The following is a 25,200-nucleotide window of genomic DNA, read 5'->3' as shown; positions in this document are numbered from 1 at the left end:
CGTTTCATGAAATCGGAGAAATAGCATGATCATCGATACCCACCTCCACCCGACCAATCTGGTCGACGAGGCATGGCGCCACACCGGCACGCCCTTCAACGGCGAGCGCATGCTGAAACTGATGGACGGACCCTATATGATCAACGGCAAGCCTCGCCGGATCGACATGGGCTTCATCCAGCCGCCGCCCGGCAATACAGGCTATCGCGACGGCAACCGCATGGGCCGCGAAGGCATCCGCGATTACATGGCGTATATCGCCGAACTTTGCCAAAAATACCCGGACCGCTTCATCGGCAACTTCAACTACAATCCCCGCTGGGGGCCGGAAAACGGCGCGGCCGAGCTCGAATTCCATGTCAAGGAATACGGCTTCAAGATGCTGAAGCTGCATGCCAACATGCATGGTTACCGGCCCGACCGGGCCCTCGACTGGCTTCGCCCGGCGATGAAGAAGTGCGCGGAACTCGGAGTGGTCGTGCTCATCCACACCGGTGACGGGCCCTACACCATTCCGACGATGTTCTATCCGATCATTCGCGAGTTCCCGATGGTCAATTTCATCATCGGGCATTTCGGGATCCAGACCGGGGGCAACTACTCGTTCGAGTCTTTCTGGATGGCGATGGATACACCCAACGTCTACTGCGAGTCCGGTTGGTGCTTCCAATCCCGCATCGTCGAATTCGCGAAAGAGCTGCCGAAACACAAGATCGTCTTCGGTACGGACTCGCCGCCGAACGAACCCGGCATGTGGCTGCGCGAGCTCGAGGTTCTCTGCCACGAACCGCCCCACGGCCTCGGGCTTTCCGAGGACGATCTCGAGGGCTATCTCGGCAACAACATCGCCAAGCTCGTCGGCATCGACCCGACCCCTCCGCCACGCAATCTCGAGGAAGCTCAGGCGCGCCTGACCGATACCTATGCGGGTCTGAGGCGAGAGGAGCGCCAGCCTACTCCTGCCTGATCGGCCCCGGTCGATCCCCAGTCAGAGCGGGATTCGGGCGGAACATCGCTCGCATTTTTCCTCATCCCGCTCCAGGGCAGCGGCTCCCTCCAAGGCCGCTGCCCGCTCATGTGAAGTAACGACACCGCGAAGGGCAGTATTATGGAGTTCGGCAGCCAGGACCTCCGCTACTTTCTCCGGGAATACCAGAAGGCGCATCCCGAAGACGTACTCACCATCGAAGACCGTATCACGGACGACCAGGACGCATCGGCGTTCATCTGGAAGCTCAACCAGCAAGGCCGGGCGCCGCTCCTGCATTTTCGCAACGTCGAGGGCGTCGGCGGCGAAGTGATTGCCAACACCTTCGGATCGCGCGAGCGGATCGCCCGGATGTTCGGTACCTCCCAGGACCGGCTGCACGAAGCCTATCAGGCACGCTCGCGGCAAGCCCTGCCGCCGCGGCTGGTCGACAGCGGACCGGTCACCGAATGCGTGGAAGAGCACGACATCGATCTAGGCACGCTGCCGATGCTGAAGCACTTCGCGACGGACAGAGCGAAATACATCACCAGCGGCATAATTATCGCCGAGCACCCCGAAACCGGCGCCGGCAATCTCAGCTATCACCGCGCCATGATCCATTCGAAGAACGAGCTGGCGACGAGCCTGCATTCGCGCGGACATCTGTGGCGGCTGCTCAACATGGCCAAGGACCGCGGCGAGAACCTGAAGGTCGCCATGGTCATCGGCGCGCACCCTCTCTTCATGATCGCAGCCTCGGCGCGCCTTGCGTTCGGTGAGGACGAGCGCGACGTCGCCGGCGGCCTCATGGGCGAGCCGCTCGAGGTGGTACGGACGCCGAAATACGGCATCCGGGTTCCGGCCTATGCCGAAATCGTACTGGAAGGGGTGATCGAGCCCGAAACGCAGGTTGCCGAAGGGCCCTTCGGAGAGTTCACGGGCTACTCGTCCGACCGATCGACGAACAATCTGTTTCGCGTCGAGACGTTGCTGCGCCGCAAGGACGCGATCCTTGTCAGCGTCGCCGGCGGCAACTCGTCCGAACATCTCAATCTCGGCCGTGTTCCGCGCGAGGCGGAGATGGTGGAAAAGCTGAAGCAACGCTTCCCGAGCGTGACGGCGGTCCACTATCCGGCATCCGGCACGCATTTTCACGCCTATGTCGCCCTCAACCAGACGAGACCCGGCGAGGCCCGCCAGATCATGCTCGGCCTGCTCGGCTGGGATGCTTATCTGAAGACCGTGATCGCCGTCGATGCCGACGTGGACATAACGCGGGATTCCGACGTCCTTTGGGCCATGTCTGCCCATTTCCAGCCGCACAAGGATGTCGTCATCATCGAAGGGCTGCCCGGGAACGCGCTCGACCCTTCGGCATCCGGTATCGGTACGACGTCCCGCATGGGCCTCGACGCGACCCGCGGGCCTGATTTTCACGGCGTGCTCGCCAGGATCGACGAGGCTGCCTTCGACCGCGCTTCGGCGATTCTCGCGAAATTCGGCCGTCCTTAGAGAAAATGGCGACGCTTGGAGGTGAAAGCGATGAAGGCGGACCGGGAACAGAGAAAGCGGATCATCGTCGGCATCAGCGGCGCCTCCGGCGTGATATACGGCATCCGGCTCCTGGAGATCCTGCGGGATCTGGACATCGAGACGCACCTCGTGATGAGCCGTGCCGCCCAGATCACGCTGGCGATGGAAACGGACTTCAAGGTCGCCGACGTCGAAGCCCTCGCCTGCTGCGTCCATTCCAACAAGGACATCGGCGCCTCGTGCTCCAGCGGTTCTTTCCGCACGCTGGGGATGATCGTTGCACCCTGCTCGATCAAGACCCTCTCGGAAATCGCGACCGGCGTAACTTCCGGCTTACTGTCCCGGGCGGCGGATGTAACGCTGAAGGAACGCCGTCGGCTGGTTCTCATGCTGCGCGAAACGCCATTGCACATCGGCCATATTCGTTCGATGGCCCAGGCGACGGAGGCGGGGGCGATCATCTGTCCCCCCGTCCCGGCCTTCTATGCCCGTCCGCAGACGCTGGACGAGATGGTCAATCATACCGTGGCACGCGTCCTTGATCTGTTCGATATCGATACCGGGCTCGCACATCGCTGGAGCGGGCGGCGCGCTGCCGTCCCTTCCCGCCCACGTGAAGATATCGAGGTGAAGATGAGGTGAGGAATACCGCCCGTTCGCCGGCCGGAGGAGGGTCGGGGTTCGGCGCTAGGCTCTTGGAAAAATAATGGGAGGAGCGAAATGAATACGGACTCGAAGTGCGATGCTATCGAAGAAATGTTTCCCGCGCCGAAACTGGCGGCGCTCGGCCTGCAGCATGTCCTGGTGATGTATGCCGGTGCCATCGCGGTTCCCCTGATCATCGGCAGCGCGCTGAATCTCTCCAAGGATCAGATCGCCATGCTGATCAGCGCGGATCTTTTCTGCTGCGGCATCGTCACCCTCATCCAGTGTCTCGGCATCTGGAACGTCGGCGCGCGTCTGCCGATCATGATGGGCATCGGCTTTACCGCGGTTCCCCCGATCATCGCCACGGGCACGGATCCGGACCTCGGAATGCCCGGCGTTCTCGGTGCGGTCATCGCATCCGGCGTGTTCACGCTTCTGGCCGCCCCCTATTTCAGCCGCTGGGTTCGCTTCTTCCCGGCGGTGGTCACCGGAACGGTGATGCTGGTCATCGGCCTGTCCCTGATGCGGGTCGGAGTAAACTGGGCGGCGGGTGGTCAACCCATGATAAAAGGCCCGGACGGGCTCATTCCCAATCCGGCCTACGGTCAGCCCTTCGCTCTTGCGGTCGCTGCCATCGTGCTGGTTTCCATTCTCCTGATGACCCGCTTTCTCAAGGGATTTCTCGCGAACCTGGCCGTCCTGTTCGGCATAGGGATCGGATTTGCCATCGCTGTCGCTTTCGGAAAGGTGGATTTCCAAGGGGTCGCCGATGCGAGCTGGATCACGGTCGTGACGCCGTTCGCCTTCGGCATGCCGATATTCGACCTGTGGGCGACGGTTGCGCTCTGCACCGTCATGATCGTCATGATGATCGAAGCGACCGGCCAGATCCTCGCCGTCGGCGACATGGCAGGCCGCACGATCAGCGAAGCCGACCTGGCGCGCGGGCTGCGCACGGATGGTCTCGGCAACATTATCGGCGGGATATTCAACACCTTCACATACACCACATATGCCCAGAATGTGGGCCTGCTCCAGATCACCGGTGTGATGAGCCGCTGGGCGGTTGCCGCGGGCGGCGTGGTGCTGATCCTTCTCGGCTGCCTGCCGAAGATCGCATTCATCACCGCGTCGATACCGAGCTATGTCGTCGGGGGCGCCGCGATCGTGATGTTCGGCATGGTCTCGGCGACGGGCGTCAAGATTCTCGCCCGGGTCAACTTCGTGGACAACCGCCGCAACCTCTACATCGTCGCCGTCAGCGTCGGCCTCGCGATGATCCCGGTGGTCGCCGACAAGATCTTCGCCCAGCTGCCGGAGTTCATCGACCGGTTCTTCCACAGCGGCGTTCTCGTCGGAACCTTCTCGGCGGTGCTGCTCAACCTGCTCTTCAACGGCGTTCCTCCGCGCGAGGAGGTGCAGCCGGATTTGGTCGGTGAGGGGGCCATGCGGCATCCCGGCTAGGCGCACCCGCAAGCGAATGCACGGCATGCACTGCCCCCGGCCATGGCCGGGGGCAGTGCGGTTTTATGCAATCAACAGCGGGTGAGGTGACCCCCTTCTGCCCTCGCCTTTTCCGGCCGGCTGCGGCAAGTGGGATCCGCTGTTCGCGCTCAAACATGACAAATCCGCCGAAGCCTCCCGGCCTCGGCGGATTGGCGTCATTCCCCCGGATCAATTATCCGTATTGCCCGCCGAGGCAAGGCAAAGCTCCAGTCCTTTTTCCAGCGCCGCCCGGTCGAGGTTGCGGCCGATGAAGACCAGCTTCGTGTAAGGCATGTCCTTCCCCCAGACATGGTCCGGACGGAAGTCCATCAGCTTGTGCACCGCCTGCAGCACGAAGAAACGAGCATCGCCGGCAATCGCTATGATGCCTTTGGTCCGGAAGATGTCGTCGCCTTCCTCCCGAAGCAGGCCCGAGAGATAGTCCGTCAGGCGGCGCTGGTCGAAAGGCCGGTCGAAGACGAAGGATTCCGAGCTGACCGTCGCGTCATGCAGATGATGGTTATGGTGGTGATGATCGTGGTGGTGATCGAGGTCGAGCAGCTTGGCACGTTCGGCGACGTAGGACGGCACGAAGCCTGAAATGCCGAGAATGCTTGACAGCTCCACCTTGCCGTAGCTCGAGCGTACGATTTCGGCGGTCTGGTTGAGCTTGCGCATGCCGCGCTCGAGCGGAGCGATCTCTCCTTCCGATACGAGGTCGATCTTGTTGATGATGATGCGGTCGGCGGCGACGATCTGGTCGACGGCCTGGTTGTCGCGTCCGTCCAGGACGGGATCGTCGATATGCTGCCCTATGTGCTTGGCATCGACCAGCGTCACGATGCCGTCCAGCGTTACGTGCTTGCCGATTTCATCATCGATGAAGAAAGCCGTCGCGACGGGGGTCGGATCGGCAAGCCCGCTGGTCTCGACCAGGATGTGGTCGAACTTGTCCTTTCGGGCAAGCAGCTTCTGCAGCACCTCTATCAAATCGTTGCGCACATCGACGAAGCAGCAAATGCAGCCGTTCTTCATCTGGTAGATCTCTTCCTCGGAGGCGAGCACGAGATCCGAGTCCACATCCACCTCGCCGAATTCGTTTTCGATCACCGCGATGCGGTGACCGTGTCGTTCCGTCAATATGTGGTTCAAAAGCGTTGTCTTTCCGGCACCGAGGAAGCCGGTCAGGATGGTGACGGGAATTTTGCTGTCCTGAAGATGGTTGGTCTGCATCACTGCCTCGTTTCGTTGACTTTGGACTTGAGGGCGTTCAACACTTGCTCCGGCGTAATCGGATAGTGGTGGAAGCGGACGCCGATGGCGTCGTAGATAGCGTTGGCGATGGACGGTCCGATCGCGATGATCGGATCCTCCCCGACGCCCTTGGCACCGTAGGGACCGCCGGGATCCGGCGCCGTCTCGAGGATGATGGTGCGGATCGACGGCATGTCCATCGACAAGGGCATCTTGTAATCGACGAAGCTCGGATTGAGGGAACGGCCATCGGTAAGGTCGATGACATAATCCTCGCTGAGGGTGTGGCCGATGCCCTGCTGAATGCCGCCCTCGATCTGTCCGGCCGCGGCGATCGGATGGATGACCCTGCCGATCTCGTGTACCGGCACGACCTCGATAACGGCGACCTCGCCGGTTTCGGTATCCACCTCGACTTCGGCGAAATGGGCGGCGAAGGAGTAGGACTTGGTCGGCATGTAGGTGCCTACGCCGACCAGTTGCACCGCCGGCATTCCCCGTTGCGGCCCGACGGCCTCGCAAAGCCGGATGCTGCGGTTCGAGCCGTTGGTGACGACGACGAAACCGTCCCGGATCGCGAGATCCTCGGGCTCGGCCTTGAGCAGGGGCGCGGCGTGTTCGAGCACTTGTCTGCGCACGTCGGCGGCTGCGAGCTGAGCCGCCCGTCCGCCGAGATAGGTCGTGTGGCTGGCGAAGGCACCGATATCCCAAGGGACGATATCGGTATCCCCTTGGACGACCGAGACGGCTTCGAAGGGCACGCCGAGTTCCTCGGCGACGATCTGCGACAACGCCGTGTGCGCGCCGGTGCCGAGCCCAGCGGTGCCGGTGATCAGCGTCACCGTTCCGTCCTCGTTCATCTTCACGATTGCGTTGCCCTGTTCCTTGATACCCGGATAGGCACTGGATCCATGCATTTCGCAGCCGATCCCGATCCCGCGGCGCCTGACGCCTTCCGGCTTCTCTCGCATGCGCAAGTCGTGCCAGTTCGTCTCCTGCATGACGCGGCGGATGCAATCCCCGAGGCCATGTCCGACGATCGGGTGCCCGGAGGGTGCCATGTCGCCCTCGCGTACGGCGTTCATCAGCTTGAACTCGGCCGGATCGAAGCCGAGCTTCTCGGCCGCCTCGTCCATCATGAGGTCGAGCGCATAATATGTCTGAACGACGCCGTAGCCGCGAAAGGCGCCGGCAATCGGCGAATTGGTATAGATGCAGCGGCCTTCCAGCCGCACATTCTCGCAGCGGTAGAGCGAGGTCAGCGCTGCAGTGCCGACATTGGTGACGCCGGGACCGTGCGAGCCGTAGGCGCCGGAGTTGAAGGTGACCCTGGCTTCGCGTGCGACGATCCGGCCGTCTTTGGTGAAGCCCTGCTTCAGCCATATCTTGCCGGGGTGACGCGAGCGGCCGCCGAGGAAGGTTTCCTTGCGGCTGAACTCCATCTTGACCGGACGCCCCGTCTGCCGCGCAAGCAGGGCGCAGAGGAATTCGTTCTGGAAAAGATCCTGCTTCGCGCCGAAGCCGCCGCCCATGTGATCGACGATAACGCGTACCTTGTTCAGCGGTACACCGAGCACTTCGGCAAGCGTGCCGCGGACCATGAATGCGCTCTGGGTCGAGGTCCACATGGTGAGTTTGCCGTTGCCGTCCCACTGGCTCACACAGACATTGGGCTCCATATAGGCCGGTGTCGGGCGGCCGAGATCGTATTCGCGCTCGAGGATCAGATCCGCCTCGGCGAAACCCCTGTCGACGTCGCCGCGGGTGACGAAGACCGGCGGCAGCACTTGGTTCCGGTCGAGACCGTTCTCATGGATCGGCGGAGCGCCGGGCTCCGATGCGGCTTCGATGGTGAAAAGGCCAGGCAAGGGCTCGTACTCGACCTCGATGAGCGCGACTGCGCGCTCGGCGATTTCCTCGCTGACGGCAGCGACGGCGGCGACGCCCTCGCCCCAATATCGCACCCTGTCATCGAGAATGTACTGGTCCTTGGTAACGGATGCCGAGCGCGGATGCGGCGAGCCCGCATGCAGGACGCGCGGGACGTCCCGGTGCGTCAGCACCGCCTTGACCCCCTCGAGCGCCAGCGCCTTGCTCGTGTCGATGCTCCTGATGCGCGCATGCGCGATGTTGCTGCGCTTCATCTTGGCATGGAGCATGCCGGGCAAGGCGACGTCGCCTGCATATCTGGCCGTCCCCGTGACCTTCTCCAGCGTATCGGACCGCTTGACGCTCTTGCCCACGACGGTGAAGTCCCGGTCGGACAGGTCTCTGTCGATCCTTTCATAGGTGTTCATAGTGTCTCCGCCTTTCTCAGTTCCTCGGCCGTGGCCCGAACAGCGTCGATGATCTTGGTGTAGCCGGTGCATCGGCAGATATTGCCGGCTAGAGCGAAGCGGATTTCGTCCTCGCTCGGGTCCGGGTTTTCGTCGAGCAGCGCCTTGGCCATCATGATGATGCCCGGTGTGCAGAAGCCGCACTGGGCACCGCCGTGCTCCATGAATTTCTGCTGCAGCAGGTGCGGCCGGTCGTAAGCCGGCTGCAGGCCTTCGATGGTCTCGATCGTCGCGCCTTCGGCCTCGACGGCGAGCACCAGACAGGCATTGACCGGCCTTCCGTCCATGATGACCGTGCAGGCGCCGCAGTCTCCGACGTCGCAGCCTTTCTTGGTTCCGGTGAGACTGCCCTCGTTGCGTAGCGCGTCGAGCAGCGTACGGTTGGGAGCAACCGCGAGTTCACGGGCCTCGCCGTTGACCGTCATCGAAACGAGCCGGTTCATTGTGCACCTCCCATGGCGTAGCCGATCGCCCGGCGCGTAAGCACGCCGACCATGTCGCGGCGGTAGGCCGCGCTTGCGCGCACATTGCCGATGGGAGTGGCTTCCTGCATTGCGCTTTCCGCAGCCTCGGCCAGCAGCGCCGCGTCGATCGTCCGTCCCCTGAGAAGGTCCTCGGTCCTGCGGGCGCGGATCACGGTCGGCGCCACGGCGCCGAGCGCGATGCGGATGTCCGAGCAGTGCCCGGCCGCGTGTTCGATACTGACGGCAACGCCGACGGTCGCGAGTTCCATCGCCTTGCGGCGGCCGTGCTTGATGTAGGCGCGGCCGCTCGTCGGGCGGGGCGCCGGCAGGGATATGCCGGTGACGATATCTCCGGGCGAAAGAACAGTCCGGCCGGGACCGGTGAAGAAGTCCTCCAGCAGAACGGTCCGCTCGGTGCCTCCATTATAGACGGTCAGGCTGGCGCCGTCGGCGATCAGGGGCGGGATCGTATCCGCCGAGGGCGAGGCGCGACAGATGTTGCCGACCACGGTCGCCCGGTTGCGCACCTGCACCGAGCCGAGGAGGCTTACCGCCTTGGCGAGGTTCGGATAGTTGCCGATGACATGCGGCGAGGTCTCTATCTCCCGGACCGTCACCAGCGCGCCAAAGCGAAGCCCGGCGGCCGGATCATAGGTAAAATCCCTCAGGTTCTGGATCTTCTTGATGTTGACGACGTGAAGGACGCTGCGAAGCTCCTCCTTCATCTCGACCAGCAGATCGGTGCCGCCCGCGATGATGCTGGCATCCTTGCCCAGCCGCCTCAGCAGATCGCTGGCCTCCGCCAGGCTTGCCGGCTCGTAATATTCGAACGGTTTCATGCATTCCTCCTCCCAAAAAACAGCGGTCGCCGCCGCGTGCCGCACTGATTCAATCGAAACCGGGGTCGCCATCCTCCCCTCGTTCGGTTTCGCCGGACCCCGCGTTAGCCTGAACGGAGCGAAACGCCTGCATGGCCGCTGCTCGATCGGCCACCAGTTCACGTTCCAGGGCCCGCAGGTGCTCCGTGTTGAGGCGGGCGGCCCTTTCGCCATCTCCGCTTGCTATCGCTTCGACGATCTCGGAATGCGCGTGATTGCCGCAGAAGCGCGGCTCGGTGTCCGGCCTTGACCAGGAGAGCAGCGGCTGGCGGTTGATGAGATCGCGTATCACCCCGGTCAGCACGTCGTTGCCGGCCATTTCCGCCAGAAGCAGATGGAACCGCCGGGACAGATGCCGGGCTTCTTCCATGCGGCCCTCTTCATAGGCGTTGCGTTCGTCCTCCACGAACGACCGCAGGCGCGCACGCTCCGCCTCGCCGATCGTGCCGGCGAGCTTCTCGACCGTCGCTGTCTCGATCACGATGCGCGCGTCGAATATCTGCCGCGCTTCGTCGGGCGAGCACATGGCGATGGACGCTCCCTTGTTGGGACTGAGTTCCACCAGCCCGGCATGCGCCAGGCGCATGAGCCCGTTGCGTATGGCCGACCTGTTGGCGCCGGAGGCGATGGCCAGCTCGCGCTCGATCAGCCTGGCGCCGGGGGCCACCCGATGATGCATGATCGCCTCGACGATGACCTGGACGACACGCTGCTCGGCCTCAGGCCCGCTCATCGCGGCCCCGGCAGGGGGACGGTATCTTGCACTCCTGGGAAAGGGCGACGCGGCCATCCGAAACACTCCAGATTAGATTGTCAACAATCTATACTTGGATGACCGGATGTCAACGTTATGTATTATTCGGCAATGTCGACACCTATATTCATGACGCCAGCGTATTTACAGCGTACGCCTTGCAGATTGCTCGCATTTCCGCCGGATTACCACGCATAAATTTGGCTGAATGAAATCACTTGCGGAATTTCATCGGTTCCAACTCCGGTGAAAAACCCGTTTTTATCCCGTTGCAACTGATTTTTCAGGGGATGGAATGGCGACTTGCATGCCATTATCTTATTTTATTTCTTTCGCAGCCGTACGCTGCACTGGGCGATGCGGAGCTGCCGGACAATTCATAAGCAAACCGAAACAATATATATCTATTATGAAATTGCCTCAATAATCGCCGCTTCTTAGTCTCCATACAGATGGAATGGGCCGGACGGAATGGGCCAGACGGAATGGAATGGAGTCACTCGATGCATACGGTTCTCGGAACCCGTCATGGCGGTGCCCGCCGTGCACTTCTCCTGCGTGGCTGCCGCATCGCCGGTGAAGCCGCGGCAGGCGCTGAACGCGACATTCTCATAGGGGAAGACGGGCGCATCGCCAGCATCGGCCATCGCCTGGAAGCAGGCCCGGATGTGATCGGCGTCGATCTCCGCGGCGCGCTCGTCTCGCCGGGCTTCGTCGACGTCCACCAGCATCTGGACAAGACTGGCGTCCTCAAATTCACGCCCAATCCCTCGGGAACCTTGCAGGGAGCGCGGGAGGCATTCGCCAGATATGCCCGCCAGGCGCCGGAAGAAGACGTGACGCGACGTGCGGCACGAACCATGGAACGCTGCCTTGCCCGCGGCACCACGGCGATCCGCAGCCACATCAATGTCGACAAGGATGCCGGCTTCAACGGCATCAATGCCTTGGCACGGCTGAGATCGGAATGGGCGGACCGGCTGACGCTGCAACTCGTCGCGTTCATGACGCCGCATCCCAACCAGGATATCGAATGGCTGGAGAAGAACATCGATGCCGCAGTCGAACAGGCCGACGCGGTCGGGGGCACCCCGGCGGTCGCCGAGGACCCGATGCGGTATCTCGACATCCTCTTCGCCGCGGCCGAGCGGCATGGCCGGCCCATCGATCTGCACCTTGACGAACACCTGAACCCCGAACGGCCGCTTTTCGACGCCGTGTTCGAGCGGGTCCGGAGATTTGGCCTGCAGGGTCGCACTCTCCTCGGGCACGCATCCGTCCTGAGCGCGCTGCCGAGGAAGGAATTCGAGCGCATACGCGACCAGATGGTCGATCTCGACATCGCCGTCGTGACACTGCCTGCGGCCAATCTCTACCTGCAGGGCCGCAGCCACGACATGTTGCCGCCCCGCGGTCTGACGCGCGTCGCCGAACTGATCCGTTCGGGGGTCGCCATCGCGACCGCATCCGACAATATCCAGGATCCGTTCGTGCCGACCGGCTCGGGCGACATGCTCGAGATCGCGCGCTGGACGCTGCTTGCCGGGCACCTGCGGGGCGACGAGCTTGCCACCGCCTATGACATGATCACCGCAATACCGGCACGCATGATGAATCTCGGCACCGATTACGGCATCCGCGAGGGCGCCTGGGCGGACCTCGTCGTCACCGATTGCGAGGATGTCAACGCGCTCGTCAGCGGGGGTCCCGACTGCATGCAGGTCCTCGTGAAAGGCCGGCCGGTTGCAGCACCCGCATCGCCTGCCATGGAGGCCATACGCGCATTGGAAGATGTCCCCTGAACGGCAACAAGCCGTCGGACGGGCATGATGAGGAGAGGAAGGGAGGAGCATCATGATGATTACGAGAAGAGGCTGTTTGGCGTCGGCGGTCGCAATGGCCGCGCTCATTGCCGCCGGGCCGGCTTTCGCCGGGGGCGCATCGTTCAAGATGGGACTGCTGGTTCCCGGCAGCATTTCGGAAGAAGGATGGAACAGGATAGGCTTCAACGCGCTCAAGGGCGTGGAGAAGGAACTTGGTGCCGAGGTCAGCTATGTCGAGCTGCAGCAGAACCCTGCATCCTTCGAGAAAGCCTTCCGCGACTTCGCCAGCCAGGGCTACAACGTCATTCTCGGGCACGGCTTCGAGTTTCAGGATGCCGCTCTCGAGGTCGCGCCGGAATATCCCGATACGGTCTTTCTCATTTCCTCGAGCTACATATCCGAGGGAAATGTCATCGGCCTCAACACGGATACGAGCCAACCTTTCTACCTGATGGGCGTGATCGCGGCCAAGACGGGGAAGAAGGCGGGTCTCGTCGGAGGGATGGAGATCCCGCCGATAAAGGAGGCCTTCGAGGGTTTCACCAACGGCGTGCGAAGCGTCGCGCCGGACTTCCCCGTCAGTGAAGTCTATATCGGCAACTTCACCGACGCGACCGCGACCAAGGAGGCAAGCCTCAGCCTGATTTCGCAAGGGGCCGACTTCGTGCTGCCGAATGCTTCAGGGGCGACGGTGGGGGGATTCCAGGCAGCCGCGGAATCCGGTGCCGACGTCAAGACGTTCAGCATCTTCAGCGACTACACCTCGGTCGCTCCCAAGAACATTCTCGGGCTTTACGTCGCCGACTATGCCCGGGGCGTCATCCGCATCGTCGGGGACATCAAGAACGGCAAAAAGCCGACGACCAATGTCGAGTTCGGCCTGAAAGATGCCGACGTCATGAGGTTCACCTACAATGATCAGGCTGCAAATCCGGTGACGGAGGACGTGCGCAAATACGTCGATGAGGTGAAGGGCAAGATCGCAGCCGGTGAAATCAAGACCCGGCAGAGATAACGTCCGCAGGTACAAGAAGGATGGGGCACTGCCCGAAGGATCGGGCCGGCCCGGCCGTTCGCATGCGCCCCATCCGGCCACGATAACCGCTTCGATCGATCGTTCGATGGAAAGCTTCAGGCTTTTCCTAATCCGAAGGCAGCAAACTCATGGCAAACAGTGAAAGCGGACAGCCGCTGGCGGTTGTCCCCCAGGCCTATGGCGCCCTCTGGCGAGGCCTGCTCGGTCCTTTACGCACGATCATCCAGCCGGTCGCCGCTGTCGTTGTGGCTCTCGCATGCGGGGCGGCGCTTCTTGCCTTCAACGGCTACGAAGCACGCGCCGTGATCGACGTGATGGTACTTGGCGTCTTCCAGGACACCCGCTCGATCGCCGAAATTCTCCTGAAGGCGACGCCGTTGATCCTGATCGGCGTCGGCCTTTGCGTCGCCTTCCGCTGCAGCATCTGGAACATTGGCGCCGAGGGGCAATTCTATGCCGGCGCCATCGCCGCAACCGCCGTGGGCGTTTCCTTCGACGGATTGAGCGCATGGGTCTATGTGCCGCTCGTCATGCTTGCAGGCGCTCTTGCCGGTGCGGCATGGGCGGCGATCGCCGGACTTCTGAAGGTCTATTTCCGGGCGAGCGAGATCGTGACGACGATCATGCTGAATTACATCGCCATCATCATGACGAGCTATCTCGTGACCGGCCCGTTGCGGGATGCGGCTGCGGCCTATCCGCAATCCGCCCGGCTGGTCCAGGAGGCGTGGATGCCGCGCATCCTGCCGAAGACCCGCCTCCACATCGGCATCCTCGTCGCCCTGGCGCTTGCCGTCGTGATGTATGTTTTCCTGTTTCGCAGCACCCGGGGCTATGCGCTGAGGGTGGTCGGCATCAGCCCGGACGCCGCGCGCTATGCCGGGATCAGCGTTCCCAGGAACATCATGCTGTCGATCTGCCTGAGCGGCAGCATGGCCGGGCTCGCAGGTGCCTTCGAGATCGCCGGCGTCACCCGGCGGCTCTTTCAGTCGATCTCTCCGGGCTACGGCTTCGAAGGGATCGCCGTCGCTCTTCTCGCAAACAACAATCCGATCGGAGCGGTCTTCTCGGGCCTCTTGTTTGCAATCCTGCGAAGCGGCTCCGAGCTCATGCAGATCACGGCGCAGGTGCCTCAGGTTCTCGTGCTCGTGATTCAGGGCATCGTCATTCTCTCGGTCGTGGGATTTGCCGTGTTGCGGATCCCGTCGATGCGCCCTTCCGAATAGGTGGACCCATGGAAGATGTAGCAAGCCTGAGCTTTCTCGCCGCGACCATCGCAGCCTCGTGGCGGCTGGCAGCGCCGCTGATGTTCGCATCAATCGGCGAAGTGTTTTCCGAGCGCGCCGGCGTCCTCAATATCGGCCTCGAAGGCGTGATGCTGGCGGGTGCCTTTGCCGGTTTCGCCGCCGCCTTCACCAGCGGAAGCATCCTGCTCGGAGTCGCCGCGGCGATCGCGGCAGGTGTTCTCGTCGGCCTGTTGTTTGCGTTCTTCACCATCACGATCAAGGCGGACCAGATCGTGGTGGGCGCTGCCATCAACCTGCTCGGTCTCGGCCTGACGGCTTTTCTGTTCCGCGCCTATTTTTCCTCGGCCGGCAAGGGCATCGAGATCGCCAAGCCAATCAATCTGCCGTGGCTGAGCGATCTGCCGTTCTTCGGCGAAGCCTTCTTCCGGCAGAACGCCTTTGTCTACAGCACGCTTCCGGTGGCCGCGCTTGCCGTGTTCGTGCTCTACAGGACGTCGTTCGGCCTGACGCTTCGCGCTGTCGGCGAGCATCCCAGGGCTGTCGACGTTTCGGGCCGCAGCGTAGCGCTCTATCGCTATGGCGCGGTGCTCATCTGCTCGGCGCTCGCGGCGCTCGGCGGCGCCTTTCTGACGCTCGCCCACTCCAACCAGTTCGTCGAAGGCATTTCCTCGGGCCGCGGCTTCATCGCCCTTGCGGTGGTGGTCTTTGCGAGATGGTCGCCGATCGGCGCCTTCATCGTCTCGCTGCTCTTCGGGGTGTTCTATGCGTTGCAGCTGCAATTGCAGGCGCAGCCGGTGCTCTTCCTCCCCTATCAGCTCTTCCAGGCGCTGCCCTACGTCATGACGATCGCGGCGCTGATATTCGTCCGAAACCGGGTCGACACACCGAGCATGCTCGGCGTCGCCTACAAGAAAAGCTGAGGGGGAGAAATGACGGGCAAGCAACTGCTTTTGATGGATGGCATCCATAAACGGTTCGGACCGCTCATCGTCAGCGCCGGCGTGACCCTCGACGTCGAAGAGAACGAAATTCACGCGCTGCTCGGCGAAAACGGCGCCGGCAAGACCGTTCTGATGAGCATTCTTTGCGGCGTTCTCTCACCCAATGAAGGGCGGATCGTCTTCAAGGGCCGGCCGCTCAAGTTGGGCTCTCCCCGCGAAGCGATCAAACATCGTATCGGCATGGTGCACCAGCACTTCATGCTGGTCCCCAACCTCACGGTCGCGGAAAACTACGTGCTGGGCCAGGGCTCGCCTTTCAGGGTGATCCGCGACATGAAGGCGGTCCATGCGCGTATTCTGGAGCTCAGCGACCGCTACGGTCTCGACGTCGCGCCCGACGCGCTCGTCTCCAGCCTGTCGGTTGGCGAACAGCAGCGGGTCGAGATCCTCAAGGTGCTCTACCACGGCATCGAACTGTTGATCCTGGACGAGCCGACCGCGGTCCTGACGCCTCAGGAAACGGACCGTCTGCTGCATCTGCTTCGCCAACTCGTCGCGGACGGTAAGACGGTCATCTTCATTTCGCACAAGCTGGACGAGGTGATGCGCGTCAGCGATCGCGTCAGCGTCATGCGCGATGCCGAGGTGGTACGTACCGTGAAAACGTCCGAGACGAACGCGCGCGAACTGGCGCGCATGATGGTCGGCAGAGACGTCCTGATGGATTTGCCGCGCGCACCTCTCGAGCCCGGTCGTGTCGTGCTGTCGGTCGAGCATCTCAGCTGCGACGGCGAAGCCGGGCTTCCGGCACTGCGAGACGTATCTTTCGAGGTCAGAGCCAATGAAATCGTCGGGATCGCAGGCGTCTCCGGCAATGGCCAGAGCGAGCTGGCGCTGGCCCTGACGGGGCTCCTTCCGGTGGCGTCCGGCAGCGTCACGCTCGACGGGACCCAACTGGCGGGCCTGTCGTCCCACGAGATCAATCAATTGCCCATGGCGCATATCCCCGAGGACCGCCACAGGATGGGCATCGTGTTGCCGCTGCCACTGACGGAGAATCTGATCCTCCAGCGGTTCGACAAGCCGCCCTTCTCCTCTCGTGGATTGCTCGACCTGAACGAGATCACGAAGCAGACCCGTGATCTCATGCGGCGCTTCAAGGTCAAGGCGTCGGGACCGGGGGACCGCATCCGGAATTTGTCGGGCGGCAATCAGCAGAAGCTCGTCGTCGGGCGGGAGCTGGACCGCCGGTTCGATTTCCTGCTGATCAATCAGCTTACGCGCGGCATCGACATCGGCGCGACCGAGCTGGTGATGCACAAGATTCTCGAGCAGCGCAGCGCCGGCAAGGCCATTCTGCTGATATCCACGGAGCTCGAGGAACTGTTCACGCTCTCAGACCGCATCCTCGTCATGTATGAAGGCCGCCTCGTCGGCGAAATTCCGCCCGACCGCAGCCGTCTGGAAGAGATCGGGTTGCTGATGGCCGGCAAATCTCCGCTGTCGGCAGCTTGACGAACCGGTCCAAGGCGATCGCGGGTACATCCATTGTTTTTGCGCCAGAAAAAGGGGAACTTGGCTCAAGCGGAACGGGAACAGGCAGCGCTGCTGCCTGGCGCGAGACAGAGAAGTACCGATGAATGTGACACTTCGCCAGTTGCAGGCCTTCATTGCCGTGGCCGAACTCGGGCGTTTCCATCTGGCGGCCGACCACCTGGGACTGACGCAGTCGGCGATCAGCATCCTGATCAAGGATCTGGAGGTTGCCCTCAAGCACCGGCTGTTCGACCGGCACACACGCATGGTCAGCCTTACGACGGCCGGAGCGGAATTTTTGCCCCAGGCCCGCAAGGTCATGTCGGATCTCGAGATCGCGGTTGCGAATGTGCACGAACTGGCAAGCCTGCAACGCGGCCGGGTCACGATCGCCGCGGCAATCGTGCTGGCCGCGACCTTGCTGCCGCCGGTCATTGCGCGCTTCGTCAAGCGTTATCCCGACATATCGGTACAGGTGCGGGACATGCCGGAGGAGGAGATCCGTTCCGCATTGAAGCGGAACGAGGCGGATCTCGGCATCGGCACCGTTTCCGCCGACGATCCGGAGATCCAGGCCAGCGTGCTGATGCGTGACCAGCTCACCTTGATCTGCCGCTCCGACCACAGGTTCGCGAAGGCGCGGCAGGTGAGCTGGGCAAGCCTCGCAGGCGAAGGCCTGATCGGACTGGCAAAGGACAACCCCCTGCGCGGGCTCGTCGATCGCGCGCTGATCGCCTCCGGTGTCGAGGTCAAGACGAGATACGAGGTGCGATTCTCGACGACGGCGATCAGCATGGTGGCGGAAGGCCTGGGTATAGCGATCCTTCCGGAAAACTCCCGCCAGCTCACGACCAATGTGGACGTCCGAATCGTCGAGCTGGTGGATCCGGTCATCAGCCGCAACATCTCCATTCTGCAATACCGCCAACCCATGCTCTCGCCGGCGGCGGCGAAAATGAAGGAATTTCTCATGGGAGCGAGCCGCAAACTCTCGTGATGCAGGCCACTTCCAGGAAAAGTGCTGAGCGACCTTCCGACCGGACGTGCGTGTGTGAGATCAACTGCCGACCGGTGCGGGGCGAAGACCTCGTCGAAGGTCGGCATGACGAGCCCGGCCGCGCGCCGGCCCGAGCCCCACGTCCATAAAGAACAGATCGGCGTCATCCGGCCGCGTCGGTTCGCCGTTGCTCTTGAAGCGCCCGGCGCATCGACTAGATCATAGATGTTGTCCGCCCCGGAGGTTCCCAACGGAGGCTCACAACGCTTCATGACATCCCGATCCAAGGAGCGTCGCTCATGAAGATAGCCCAGATCGCACCGCTGTTCGAACGTGTACCGCCGAAGCTCTACGGCGGGACCGAGCGCGTCGTTCACCACCTGACGGAAGAGCTCGTCCGGCAGGGCCATGAGGTCACCCTCTTTGCGAGCGGCGACTCGATGACCTCGGCAAAGCTCGTTCCCTGCTCGGATATGGCGCTGAGACTGAACCCTGCGGTTCTGGACCCGATTCCCTATCACATGCTGATGCTGGAGGAAGTGCGCCGGCAGGCGAACGGCTTCGACGTCCTGCACTTCCACATCGATCTCCTGCATTTTCCCCTCGTTCGCAACCTCGCCGGAAAGACGGTGACGACGCTGCACGGCCGCCTCGATCTGCCCGACCTCCAGCCCTTCTATGCCGCATTCCCGGATGTTCCCCTGATTTCGATCTCCGACGACCAGCGAAAGCCGATGCCGCCGGTCAATTGGGTCGCCACGGTCCATCATGGTCTGGCTCCGGACGTCCTTCCCTTCACCGGCCAGCCGAGGGGCGACTATCTCGCCTTCCTTGGCCGCATCTCGCCCGAAAAGCGGCCCGACCGCGCGATCGAAATCGCTGCCCGGGTCGGCATGCCGCTGAAGATCGCCGCCAAGGTCGACAAAGCGGACGCGGCCTATTGGCTGAACGAGATCGAGCCGCTTGTCCGGCGCTATCCGAACGTCGAATTCATCGGCGAAATAGACGAAGGTCAGAAGGGCGAATTCCTTGGCAACGCACGTGCCCTTCTCTTCCCGATCGACTGGCCCGAACCGTTCGGGCTGGTGATGATCGAGGCGATGGCCTGCGGCACGCCGGTGGTCGCCTTCCGCTGCGGCTCGGTGCCGGAGGTCATCGACCACGGCGTGTCGGGCTTCATCGTCGACAGCATGGAGGAGGCCGTGAAGGCGGTCCACGAACTCGACCGGCTCGATCGCCACACGGTCCGGGCGACCTTCGACAGACGCTTCACCGCCCGACGCATGGCAGATGACTATCTGGATCTCTATCGCGCCCTGGCAGGCGGCGCCCAAAGGGTCCTGCCGATCCATGCGGCGAACGAAAGCGGGGCAGGCCCCGGCTCTACCAGGGTCGCCTGATACCGGATCACGGATGAGTTCTGATCGACCTGAACGCATCGTGATCTACTCGAGGAGCGAAGCGGGATGCGCGTGGAAAACGGCACGCACCTCCCTCATTCTGCTCGCACGCAACGGAGACCGATCCGATGGGAAGCAATCTCTCCGGGGGGCCGGCCCAAGCCGCTCCCGACGTGACATCTGCGGACGACCTGGGGCCTGCAGCGGTTTCGCGTTACGAGCGAAGCTCCAGATCCCTGAAGCACGGCGATACCTTCGCCGTGTTCGATCACAACGGCGACGCATTTTCCTCTCCTTCCAATCCGGAGGGGATCTTCCACCGCGACACCCGCCATCTGTCGCAGTTCGTGCTGACGTTGAACGGCGCCCGGTCGCTGTTGCTGAGTTCCACGCTCAGGGACGACAATGCCACGCTCGACTGCGATCTCACCAATCCGGCTCTCGTGCTCGATCCCGGTGGCGAGGTGTTGAAGCATGACCTCATTCACGTGCGCCGTACCCGGTTCCTCTGGCAGGAGGCCTGCTACGAGCGCCTGGTCTTCCGAAACTTCGATGAAGTGCCGAGAAGGCTGCAGGTCGAATTGTCCTTCGCCGCCGACTTCGCCGACCTTTTCGAGGTGCGGGGCACCCCCAGGCGGCGCCGCGGCACCCATCACAGCGCGCTGGTCGGCAACGCCCGGGTCGTTCTGGCCTATGACGGCCTCGACGGCCAGACCCGCAGCACGACGCTCCGCTTCGATCCGGAGCCGGAGAGGCTCACCGGACAGGAGGCGAGCTTTGTCGTCGAGCTCGCGCCGCACCAGGCGCAATCGATCTTCATCGAGATCGTCTGCAACAGTGTCCGGGACAACCCGCACCCGCCGTCCTTCACCTTCTTTCTGGCGTTGCGGGATGCCAGGAGAGCGCTTCGCTACTCGGCCTCGCGCGCCGCTGCGGTGGTCACCTCCAATGCCGTCTTCAACGAAGCCGTCAGGCGCAGCGTCGCCGATCTCTACATGCTGCTCACGGAAACACCCGAAGGTCCCTACCCTTACGCCGGAATTCCCTGGTTCAGCACCGTCTTCGGCCGCGACGCGCTCATCACCGCGCTCGAAACACTGTGGCTCGACCCGGCAATCGCGAAAGGCGTGCTCAGGCATCTGGCCGCCAACCAGGCGACCGATTTCGACCCCGCCGCCGATGCGGAGCCGGGCAAGATCCTGCATGAGATGCGCTACGGCGAAATGGCGGAACTCGGCGAGGTGCCCTTCCGGCGCTATTACGGCAGCATCGACTCGACCCCTCTCTTCATCATGCTTGCCGGCGCCTATCTCGATCGCACCGGCGATCTCGATACCGTGCGGAGCCTCTGGCCGAACGTGGTGGCGGCACTTGACTGGATCGACCGTTTCGGCGACCGCGACGGCGACGGCTTCGTCGAATATGGAAGCCGCACCGCAAAGGGCCTGGTGAACCAGTGCTGGAAGGACAGCCACGATTCGATCTTCCATGCCGGGGGCAATCTGGCCTCGGGGCCGATCGCGGCCGCCGAGGTACAGGCCTATGTCTTCGGCGCCTGGCAGGCGGCCGCCCGATTGTCGCGCAAGCTCGGCCATGCCGAGGATGCGCTGCGGCTCGAACGACGGGCCGAAGACCTGCGCATCCGGTTCGACACGGCCTTCTACGATGATGAGCTTGGGACCTATTCGCTGGCCCTCGACGGGGACAAGAACCCCTGCCGCGTCCGCTCTTCCAATGCGGGCCATGCCCTCTTCACCGGCATCGCCCTGCCGGAGCGCGCCGGCAGGGTGGTGTCAACGCTGATGGCGCAATCCTCCTTCTGCGGCTGGGGCGTGCGCACGATCGCCGCCTCGGAAGCGCGCTACAATCCGATGAGCTACCACAACGGCTCCGTCTGGCCACACGACAATGCGCTGATCGCGGCAGGCTTCGTGCGCTACGGCTTTCAAGCAGAGGCGGCGAGCATCTTCGAAGGGCTGTTCGCGGCCTCCACCTACACCGACCTCAGACGTCTGCCGGAGCTATTTTGCGGCTTCGCGCGCCAGCGCGCCCGCGGGCCCACCTTCTATCCGGTTTCCTGCGTGCCGCAGGCTTGGGCGGCGGCGGCGCCCCTCTATCTGCTCCAGTCGATGATCGGCCTCGGCTTCGATGCCGGGAGGATGCATGTGACCTTGCACGAACCGACGCTCCCGCCCTTCCTGGACGAAGTCGTGCTGAAACGGCTGCGGGTCGGTTCGGGGATGGTTGACATAGCCCTAAGACGGTCGAGATCCCAGGTCGTGGTCGACGTCCTGGACCGGAGAGGCGGAGTGAAGGTGCTGACGACGCATTGAGTTGAAACGTCGCGGGAGCACCGCAGGCTGCTCCCGCGCCGCCGGACCTACACTAATGCATTAGTGTATTGCGCCATGTTTCCCGCCATGCTACATCGGCGTGGAAGATCCACCTGTCGGGAATATCCAAGCCAATGACATCCACACTTCGAAGCGCACGGTGGTTTGCCCCCGATGACCTGCGCTCTTCCGGTCACCGCTCCCGCCTGATGCAGATGGGCTATGACGCCAAGGACTGGGGCGAGAAGCCGATCATAGCGATCCTGAACACATGGTCGGATCTCAATCCGTGCCACGCTCATTTCAAGCACCGGATCGAGGACGTGAAACGCGGCGTGCTGCAGGCCGGCGGCTTTCCCGTCGAACTGCCGGTGCAGTCGCTCTCGGAAAGCTCGCTCAAGCCGACGACTATGCTCTATCGGAATTTCCTCGCCATGGAGGCCGAGGAATTGCTGCGCGGCCATCCGATCGACGGCGCCGTGCTGATGGGCGGGTGCGACAAGACCACGCCTGCCCTCGTCATGGGGGCCATCAGTGCCGGCCTCCCGATGATCTTCCTGCCGGCCGGCCCGATGCTGCGCGGGCACTACAAGGGCGAGCATCTCGGCTCCGGCTCGGATGCTTGGAAGTACTGGGACGAGCGCCGTGCGGGAACGATAACGGATGAGCAATGGATCGGCGTGGAGGAGGGGATCGCCCGCTCCTACGGCCACTGCATGACCTTCGGAACGGCAAGCACGATGACGGCGATCGCCGAGTCGCTCGGTTTGACGCTTCCCGGCGCAAGCTCCATCCCCGCCGCCGACGCCAACCACATCCGCATGAGCACGCGATGCGGCAGGCGGATCGTCGAGATGGTGCACGAGAAGCTGGGACCTGAGCAGATCATCACTGAAAAATCGGTCGCAAATGCGAGTGCAGTGGCGATGGCGACGGGCTGTTCGACCAATGCCGTGGTGCATCTCATCGCCATGGCGCGACGCGCCGGGGTGCCGCTGACGCTCGAAGATCTAGACCGGGTCAGCCGTACGACGCCGGTGATCGCCAATATCAGGCCCTCCGGCAAGCAGTACCTGATGGAGGACTTCTACTATGCCGGCGGGCTTCGCGCACTGATGGCCGAAATGAAGGAGCTCCTGCATCTCGACGCGATGACGGTGAGCGGATTTCCCCTGGGGGCGACGCTGGAAGGGGCGGAGGTGTACAATTCCGACGTCATCCGGCCGCTTTCGAACCCGATCTATCATGAAGGCTCGCTCGCCGTCCTGAAGGGCAATCTGGCGCCGGATGGCTGCGTCGTGAAGCCGTCCGCTTGCGAGGAGCGGCTGCGGGTCCATAAGGGGCCGGCGCTCGTCTTCGACAGCTATCCGGAGATGAAGGCCGCCATCGACGACGAGGATCTCGACGTCACGCCCGACCACGTGCTCATCCTCAGAAATGCGGGGCCCAAGGGCGGGCCCGGCATGCCCGAATGGGGCATGCTGCCGATCCCGAAAAAAATCCTGAAGCAGGGCTGCCGCGATATGCTGCGCATCTCCGACGCCCGCATGAGCGGGACGAGCTACGGCGCCTGCATCCTGCACGTGGCGCCGGAGTCCCATGTCGGCGGCCCCCTTTCGCTCGTCAGGACCGGAGACATCATCCGCGTCGACGTCCCCAACCGGACGATCGACATGCTGGTCGACGAAGCGACCTTGGCGAAACGCCGCGCCGAATGGACGCGGCCCGCCGACAGATACGAACGAGGCTATGGCTGGATGTTCTCGAAGCACATCAAGCAGGCCAATGAGGGCTGCGATTTCGACTTTCTCGAAACTGCCTTCGGCGCCCCCGTGGGCGAGCCCGACATTTTCTGATTTCACGAAATTCCAGGGAGGAAACATGACCACCTATGTTCTGTCCGACGAGACACGCAGGAAATTCGAAGGCGTAAGCTGCGCCACTTTATGCACCGCCCTCTTCAAGCGCGGCCTGCGCAACCAGTTCATCCAGGACGTTCGTCCGGTCTCGCCGAAGGCGAAGAACATGGTCGGCCAGGCCTTTACCCTTCGATACATCCCGGCCCGCGAAGACCTGAACCAGCTTTCCGTCTTTCAAAATCCCGAACACCCGCAACGCGCGGCCGTGGAGAAGTGCCCACCCGGTTTCGTCATGGTGATGGATAGCCGGAAGGATCCGCGGGCGGCTTCCGCGGGCTCGATCCTGGTTTCGCGGCTGATGGTGCGCGGCGTCGCGGGTGTCGTCACCGACGGCGGCTTCCGGGACAGCCCGGAAATCGGCGAACTCGACATCCCCGCCTATCACAGCCGTCCTTCCGCGCCGACGAACCTGACGCTGCACCAGGCGCTCGACATCAACGTTCCGATCGGCTGCGGCGACGTCGCCGTCTGGCCGGGAGACGTCGTCGTCGGGGATCGCGAAGGCGTGGTCATCGTCCCCGCCCATCTCGCCGATGAGATCGCCGCCGAAGCCGTCGAGATGACGGCCTTCGAAGACTTCGTCACCGAGGAGGTCCTGAAGGGCCGCTCCATCATCGGCCTCTATCCCGCCACCAAGGATGAGACGAAGACGGAATTTGCCGCCTGGCGCCGGGCCAAGGGACGCTAGGCATGACGATGCTTAGGGACATCACCATCCTTCAGGCCGCCGAACTGCCGGAAAAGACCGATCTGGAACTGAAGGAAACCTTCAATACCGTCCGGCTGCCGAAGGATGCCTCGGCGATCGGGCCGTTTCTTTCCGAATACGGAGCGCGGGTTCGCGGCATCGCCGTCAGGCACGCCCATATCGATGCGGCCATGCTCGACCGCCTGCCGGCGCTGGAGATCATCTCCAGCTACAGTGCCGGTCTCGACGGCATTGATGTCGAGACCGCGCATGCCCGTGGCGTCGTCGTCCGCAATACCTCGAAGATCCTTGCCGAGGATGTCGCCGATCTTGCGCTTGCACTAAGCATTTCGGCCACGCGCGGCCTCATGCGCGGCCACGATTTCGTGCGCGAGGGCAAGTGGGGCGAGAGCGCCTTCCCGCTCGGCCGCTCGCTGAGATCGATGAAGACGGGGATCGTCGGGCTTGGACATATCGGCTCGGCGGTCGCCGCCCGGCTGAGCGTGATGGGAGCGCCGACCGCCTATTACGGCCCGAGACGAAAGCCTGTCGATCTTCCCTATTTCGACGGCATCGAGGCTCTCGCGGCCTGGGCCGATCTTCTGATCGTCACCTGTCCCGCCACTCCCGAGACGATCGGCCTCGTCGACGGCGCCGTGCTCGCGAGCCTCGGCCCGGAAGGCTATCTGGTAAACGTCTCGCGCGGCACGATCGTCGACGAACAGGCGCTCATCACGGCGCTCGCCGGAAACGGGATCGCCGGCGCGGCGCTCGACGTCTTCGAGAAGGAGCCCTTCGTCCCGGAAGCGCTCCGCGCCGATCCGCGCGTCGTCCTCTCGCCGCACATGGGCAGCGGTACGCGCGAGACGCGGCAGCAGATGGGCGACAGCATGGTTGCCGCATTGGTGGAGCATTTCGAGAGCCGCCACGCGTGATCGTTCGCAAGAACCCCTCCCCA

The 25,200-nt window shown here is 63.1% G+C and carries 20 protein-coding genes; 15 read left to right on the top strand and 5 right to left on the bottom strand.

What is annotated here, in order from left to right; all coding sequences use genetic code 11:
* Window positions 1–25 precede the first annotated feature (25 nt).
* The 4 genes from AC5J09_RS11555 (at window position 26) to AC5J09_RS11540 (ending at window position 4,615) form a co-directional block, all read left to right on the top strand.
* A complete protein-coding gene (locus tag AC5J09_RS11555) occupies window positions 26–967 on the top strand; it encodes an amidohydrolase family protein (protein WP_003532048.1) in 942 nt (313 codons plus the stop codon).
* A 141-nt stretch (window positions 968–1,108) separates the two neighbouring features.
* Window positions 1,109–2,482, top strand: coding sequence for a UbiD family decarboxylase (locus AC5J09_RS11550; protein WP_494297629.1), 1,374 nt, complete (start codon window positions 1,109–1,111; stop codon window positions 2,480–2,482).
* Between the two features lie 30 nt (window positions 2,483–2,512).
* On the top strand, window positions 2,513–3,145 hold the full coding sequence (locus AC5J09_RS11545) for a UbiX family flavin prenyltransferase (RefSeq protein WP_324764353.1): 633 nt from the start codon (window positions 2,513–2,515) through the stop codon (window positions 3,143–3,145).
* 78 nt (window positions 3,146–3,223) lie between these two features.
* Window positions 3,224–4,615, top strand: coding sequence for a nucleobase:cation symporter-2 family protein (locus AC5J09_RS11540; protein WP_338284173.1), 1,392 nt, complete (start codon window positions 3,224–3,226; stop codon window positions 4,613–4,615).
* A gap of 210 nt (window positions 4,616–4,825) precedes the next feature.
* Here AC5J09_RS11540 and AC5J09_RS11535 read toward each other — a convergent pair whose 3' ends face one another.
* Genes AC5J09_RS11535 through AC5J09_RS11515 form a run of 5 tightly spaced genes read right to left on the bottom strand, consistent with a single transcriptional unit; the run spans window position 4,826 to window position 10,358 of the window.
* Entirely contained in the window at window positions 4,826–5,869 is a 1,044-nt protein-coding gene (locus AC5J09_RS11535) for a CobW family GTP-binding protein (RefSeq protein WP_494297626.1), read from the bottom strand.
* Window positions 5,869–8,187, bottom strand: a complete 2,319-nt coding sequence (locus AC5J09_RS11530) for a xanthine dehydrogenase family protein molybdopterin-binding subunit (RefSeq protein ID WP_494297625.1) — start codon at window positions 8,185–8,187, stop codon at window positions 5,869–5,871. Before AC5J09_RS11530 ends, AC5J09_RS11535 begins: the two co-directional genes overlap by 1 nt.
* Complete coding sequence (locus AC5J09_RS11525) at window positions 8,184–8,669, bottom strand: (2Fe-2S)-binding protein (protein WP_100670864.1); 486 nt, start codon at window positions 8,667–8,669, stop codon at window positions 8,184–8,186. Before AC5J09_RS11525 ends, AC5J09_RS11530 begins: the two co-directional genes overlap by 4 nt.
* Window positions 8,666–9,529 carry an FAD binding domain-containing protein gene (locus tag AC5J09_RS11520; protein WP_324764357.1) on the bottom strand — a complete coding sequence of 288 codons (864 nt, stop codon included), beginning with the start codon at window positions 9,527–9,529 and terminating at the stop codon, window positions 8,666–8,668. The genes AC5J09_RS11525 and AC5J09_RS11520 overlap by 4 nt, the downstream gene beginning before the upstream one ends.
* Window positions 9,530–9,578: 49 nt before the next feature.
* Window positions 9,579–10,358, bottom strand: a complete 780-nt coding sequence (locus AC5J09_RS11515; protein ID WP_324764358.1) for a GntR family transcriptional regulator — start codon at window positions 10,356–10,358, stop codon at window positions 9,579–9,581.
* Window positions 10,359–10,825: 467 nt separating this feature from the next.
* Here AC5J09_RS11515 and AC5J09_RS11510 point away from each other — a divergent pair, with 467 nt between their 5' ends.
* The 11 genes from AC5J09_RS11510 (at window position 10,826) to AC5J09_RS11460 (ending at window position 25,177) form a co-directional block, all read left to right on the top strand.
* A complete protein-coding gene (locus AC5J09_RS11510) occupies window positions 10,826–12,124 on the top strand; it encodes an amidohydrolase family protein (protein ID WP_324764359.1) in 1,299 nt (432 codons plus the stop codon).
* Window positions 12,125–12,176: 52 nt separating this feature from the next.
* The gene (locus tag AC5J09_RS11505) at window positions 12,177–13,160 is read left to right on the top strand and encodes a BMP family protein (RefSeq protein ID WP_275599609.1); all 984 of its coding nucleotides are present in this window, start codon (window positions 12,177–12,179) and stop codon (window positions 13,158–13,160) included.
* 149 nt (window positions 13,161–13,309) lie between these two features.
* Window positions 13,310–14,407 carry an ABC transporter permease gene (locus tag AC5J09_RS11500; protein WP_324764360.1) on the top strand — a complete coding sequence of 366 codons (1,098 nt, stop codon included), beginning with the start codon at window positions 13,310–13,312 and terminating at the stop codon, window positions 14,405–14,407.
* Window positions 14,408–14,415: 8 nt separating this feature from the next.
* Window positions 14,416–15,348, top strand: coding sequence for an ABC transporter permease (locus AC5J09_RS11495; protein WP_100670876.1), 933 nt, complete (start codon window positions 14,416–14,418; stop codon window positions 15,346–15,348).
* A gap of 9 nt (window positions 15,349–15,357) precedes the next feature.
* A complete protein-coding gene (locus tag AC5J09_RS11490; RefSeq protein ID WP_324764361.1) occupies window positions 15,358–16,884 on the top strand; it encodes an ABC transporter ATP-binding protein in 1,527 nt (508 codons plus the stop codon).
* Window positions 16,885–17,005: 121 nt separating this feature from the next.
* Window positions 17,006–17,902: a LysR family transcriptional regulator gene (locus AC5J09_RS11485; protein WP_013850166.1), complete on the top strand. Its 897-nt coding sequence runs from the start codon at window positions 17,006–17,008 to the stop codon at window positions 17,900–17,902.
* A gap of 299 nt (window positions 17,903–18,201) precedes the next feature.
* Window positions 18,202–19,302: a glycosyltransferase family 4 protein gene (locus AC5J09_RS11480; protein WP_324764363.1), complete on the top strand. Its 1,101-nt coding sequence runs from the start codon at window positions 18,202–18,204 to the stop codon at window positions 19,300–19,302.
* 128 nt (window positions 19,303–19,430) lie between these two features.
* Entirely contained in the window at window positions 19,431–21,635 is a 2,205-nt protein-coding gene (locus AC5J09_RS11475; protein WP_324764364.1) for an amylo-alpha-1,6-glucosidase, read from the top strand.
* Between the two features lie 134 nt (window positions 21,636–21,769).
* A complete protein-coding gene (gene araD / locus AC5J09_RS11470; protein WP_494297622.1) occupies window positions 21,770–23,491 on the top strand; it encodes an L-arabinonate dehydratase in 1,722 nt (573 codons plus the stop codon).
* Between the two features lie 25 nt (window positions 23,492–23,516).
* Window positions 23,517–24,242, top strand: coding sequence for a ribonuclease activity regulator RraA (locus AC5J09_RS11465; RefSeq protein WP_127708420.1), 726 nt, complete (start codon window positions 23,517–23,519; stop codon window positions 24,240–24,242).
* 2 nt (window positions 24,243–24,244) lie between these two features.
* Window positions 24,245–25,177, top strand: a complete 933-nt coding sequence (locus AC5J09_RS11460) for a 2-hydroxyacid dehydrogenase (RefSeq protein ID WP_324764366.1) — start codon at window positions 24,245–24,247, stop codon at window positions 25,175–25,177.
* The last annotated feature ends 23 nt before the right edge of the window (window positions 25,178–25,200 follow it).

Source organism: Sinorhizobium sp., from assembly GCF_059070375.1.
This window is presented reverse-complemented; position numbering and strand designations above follow the sequence as displayed.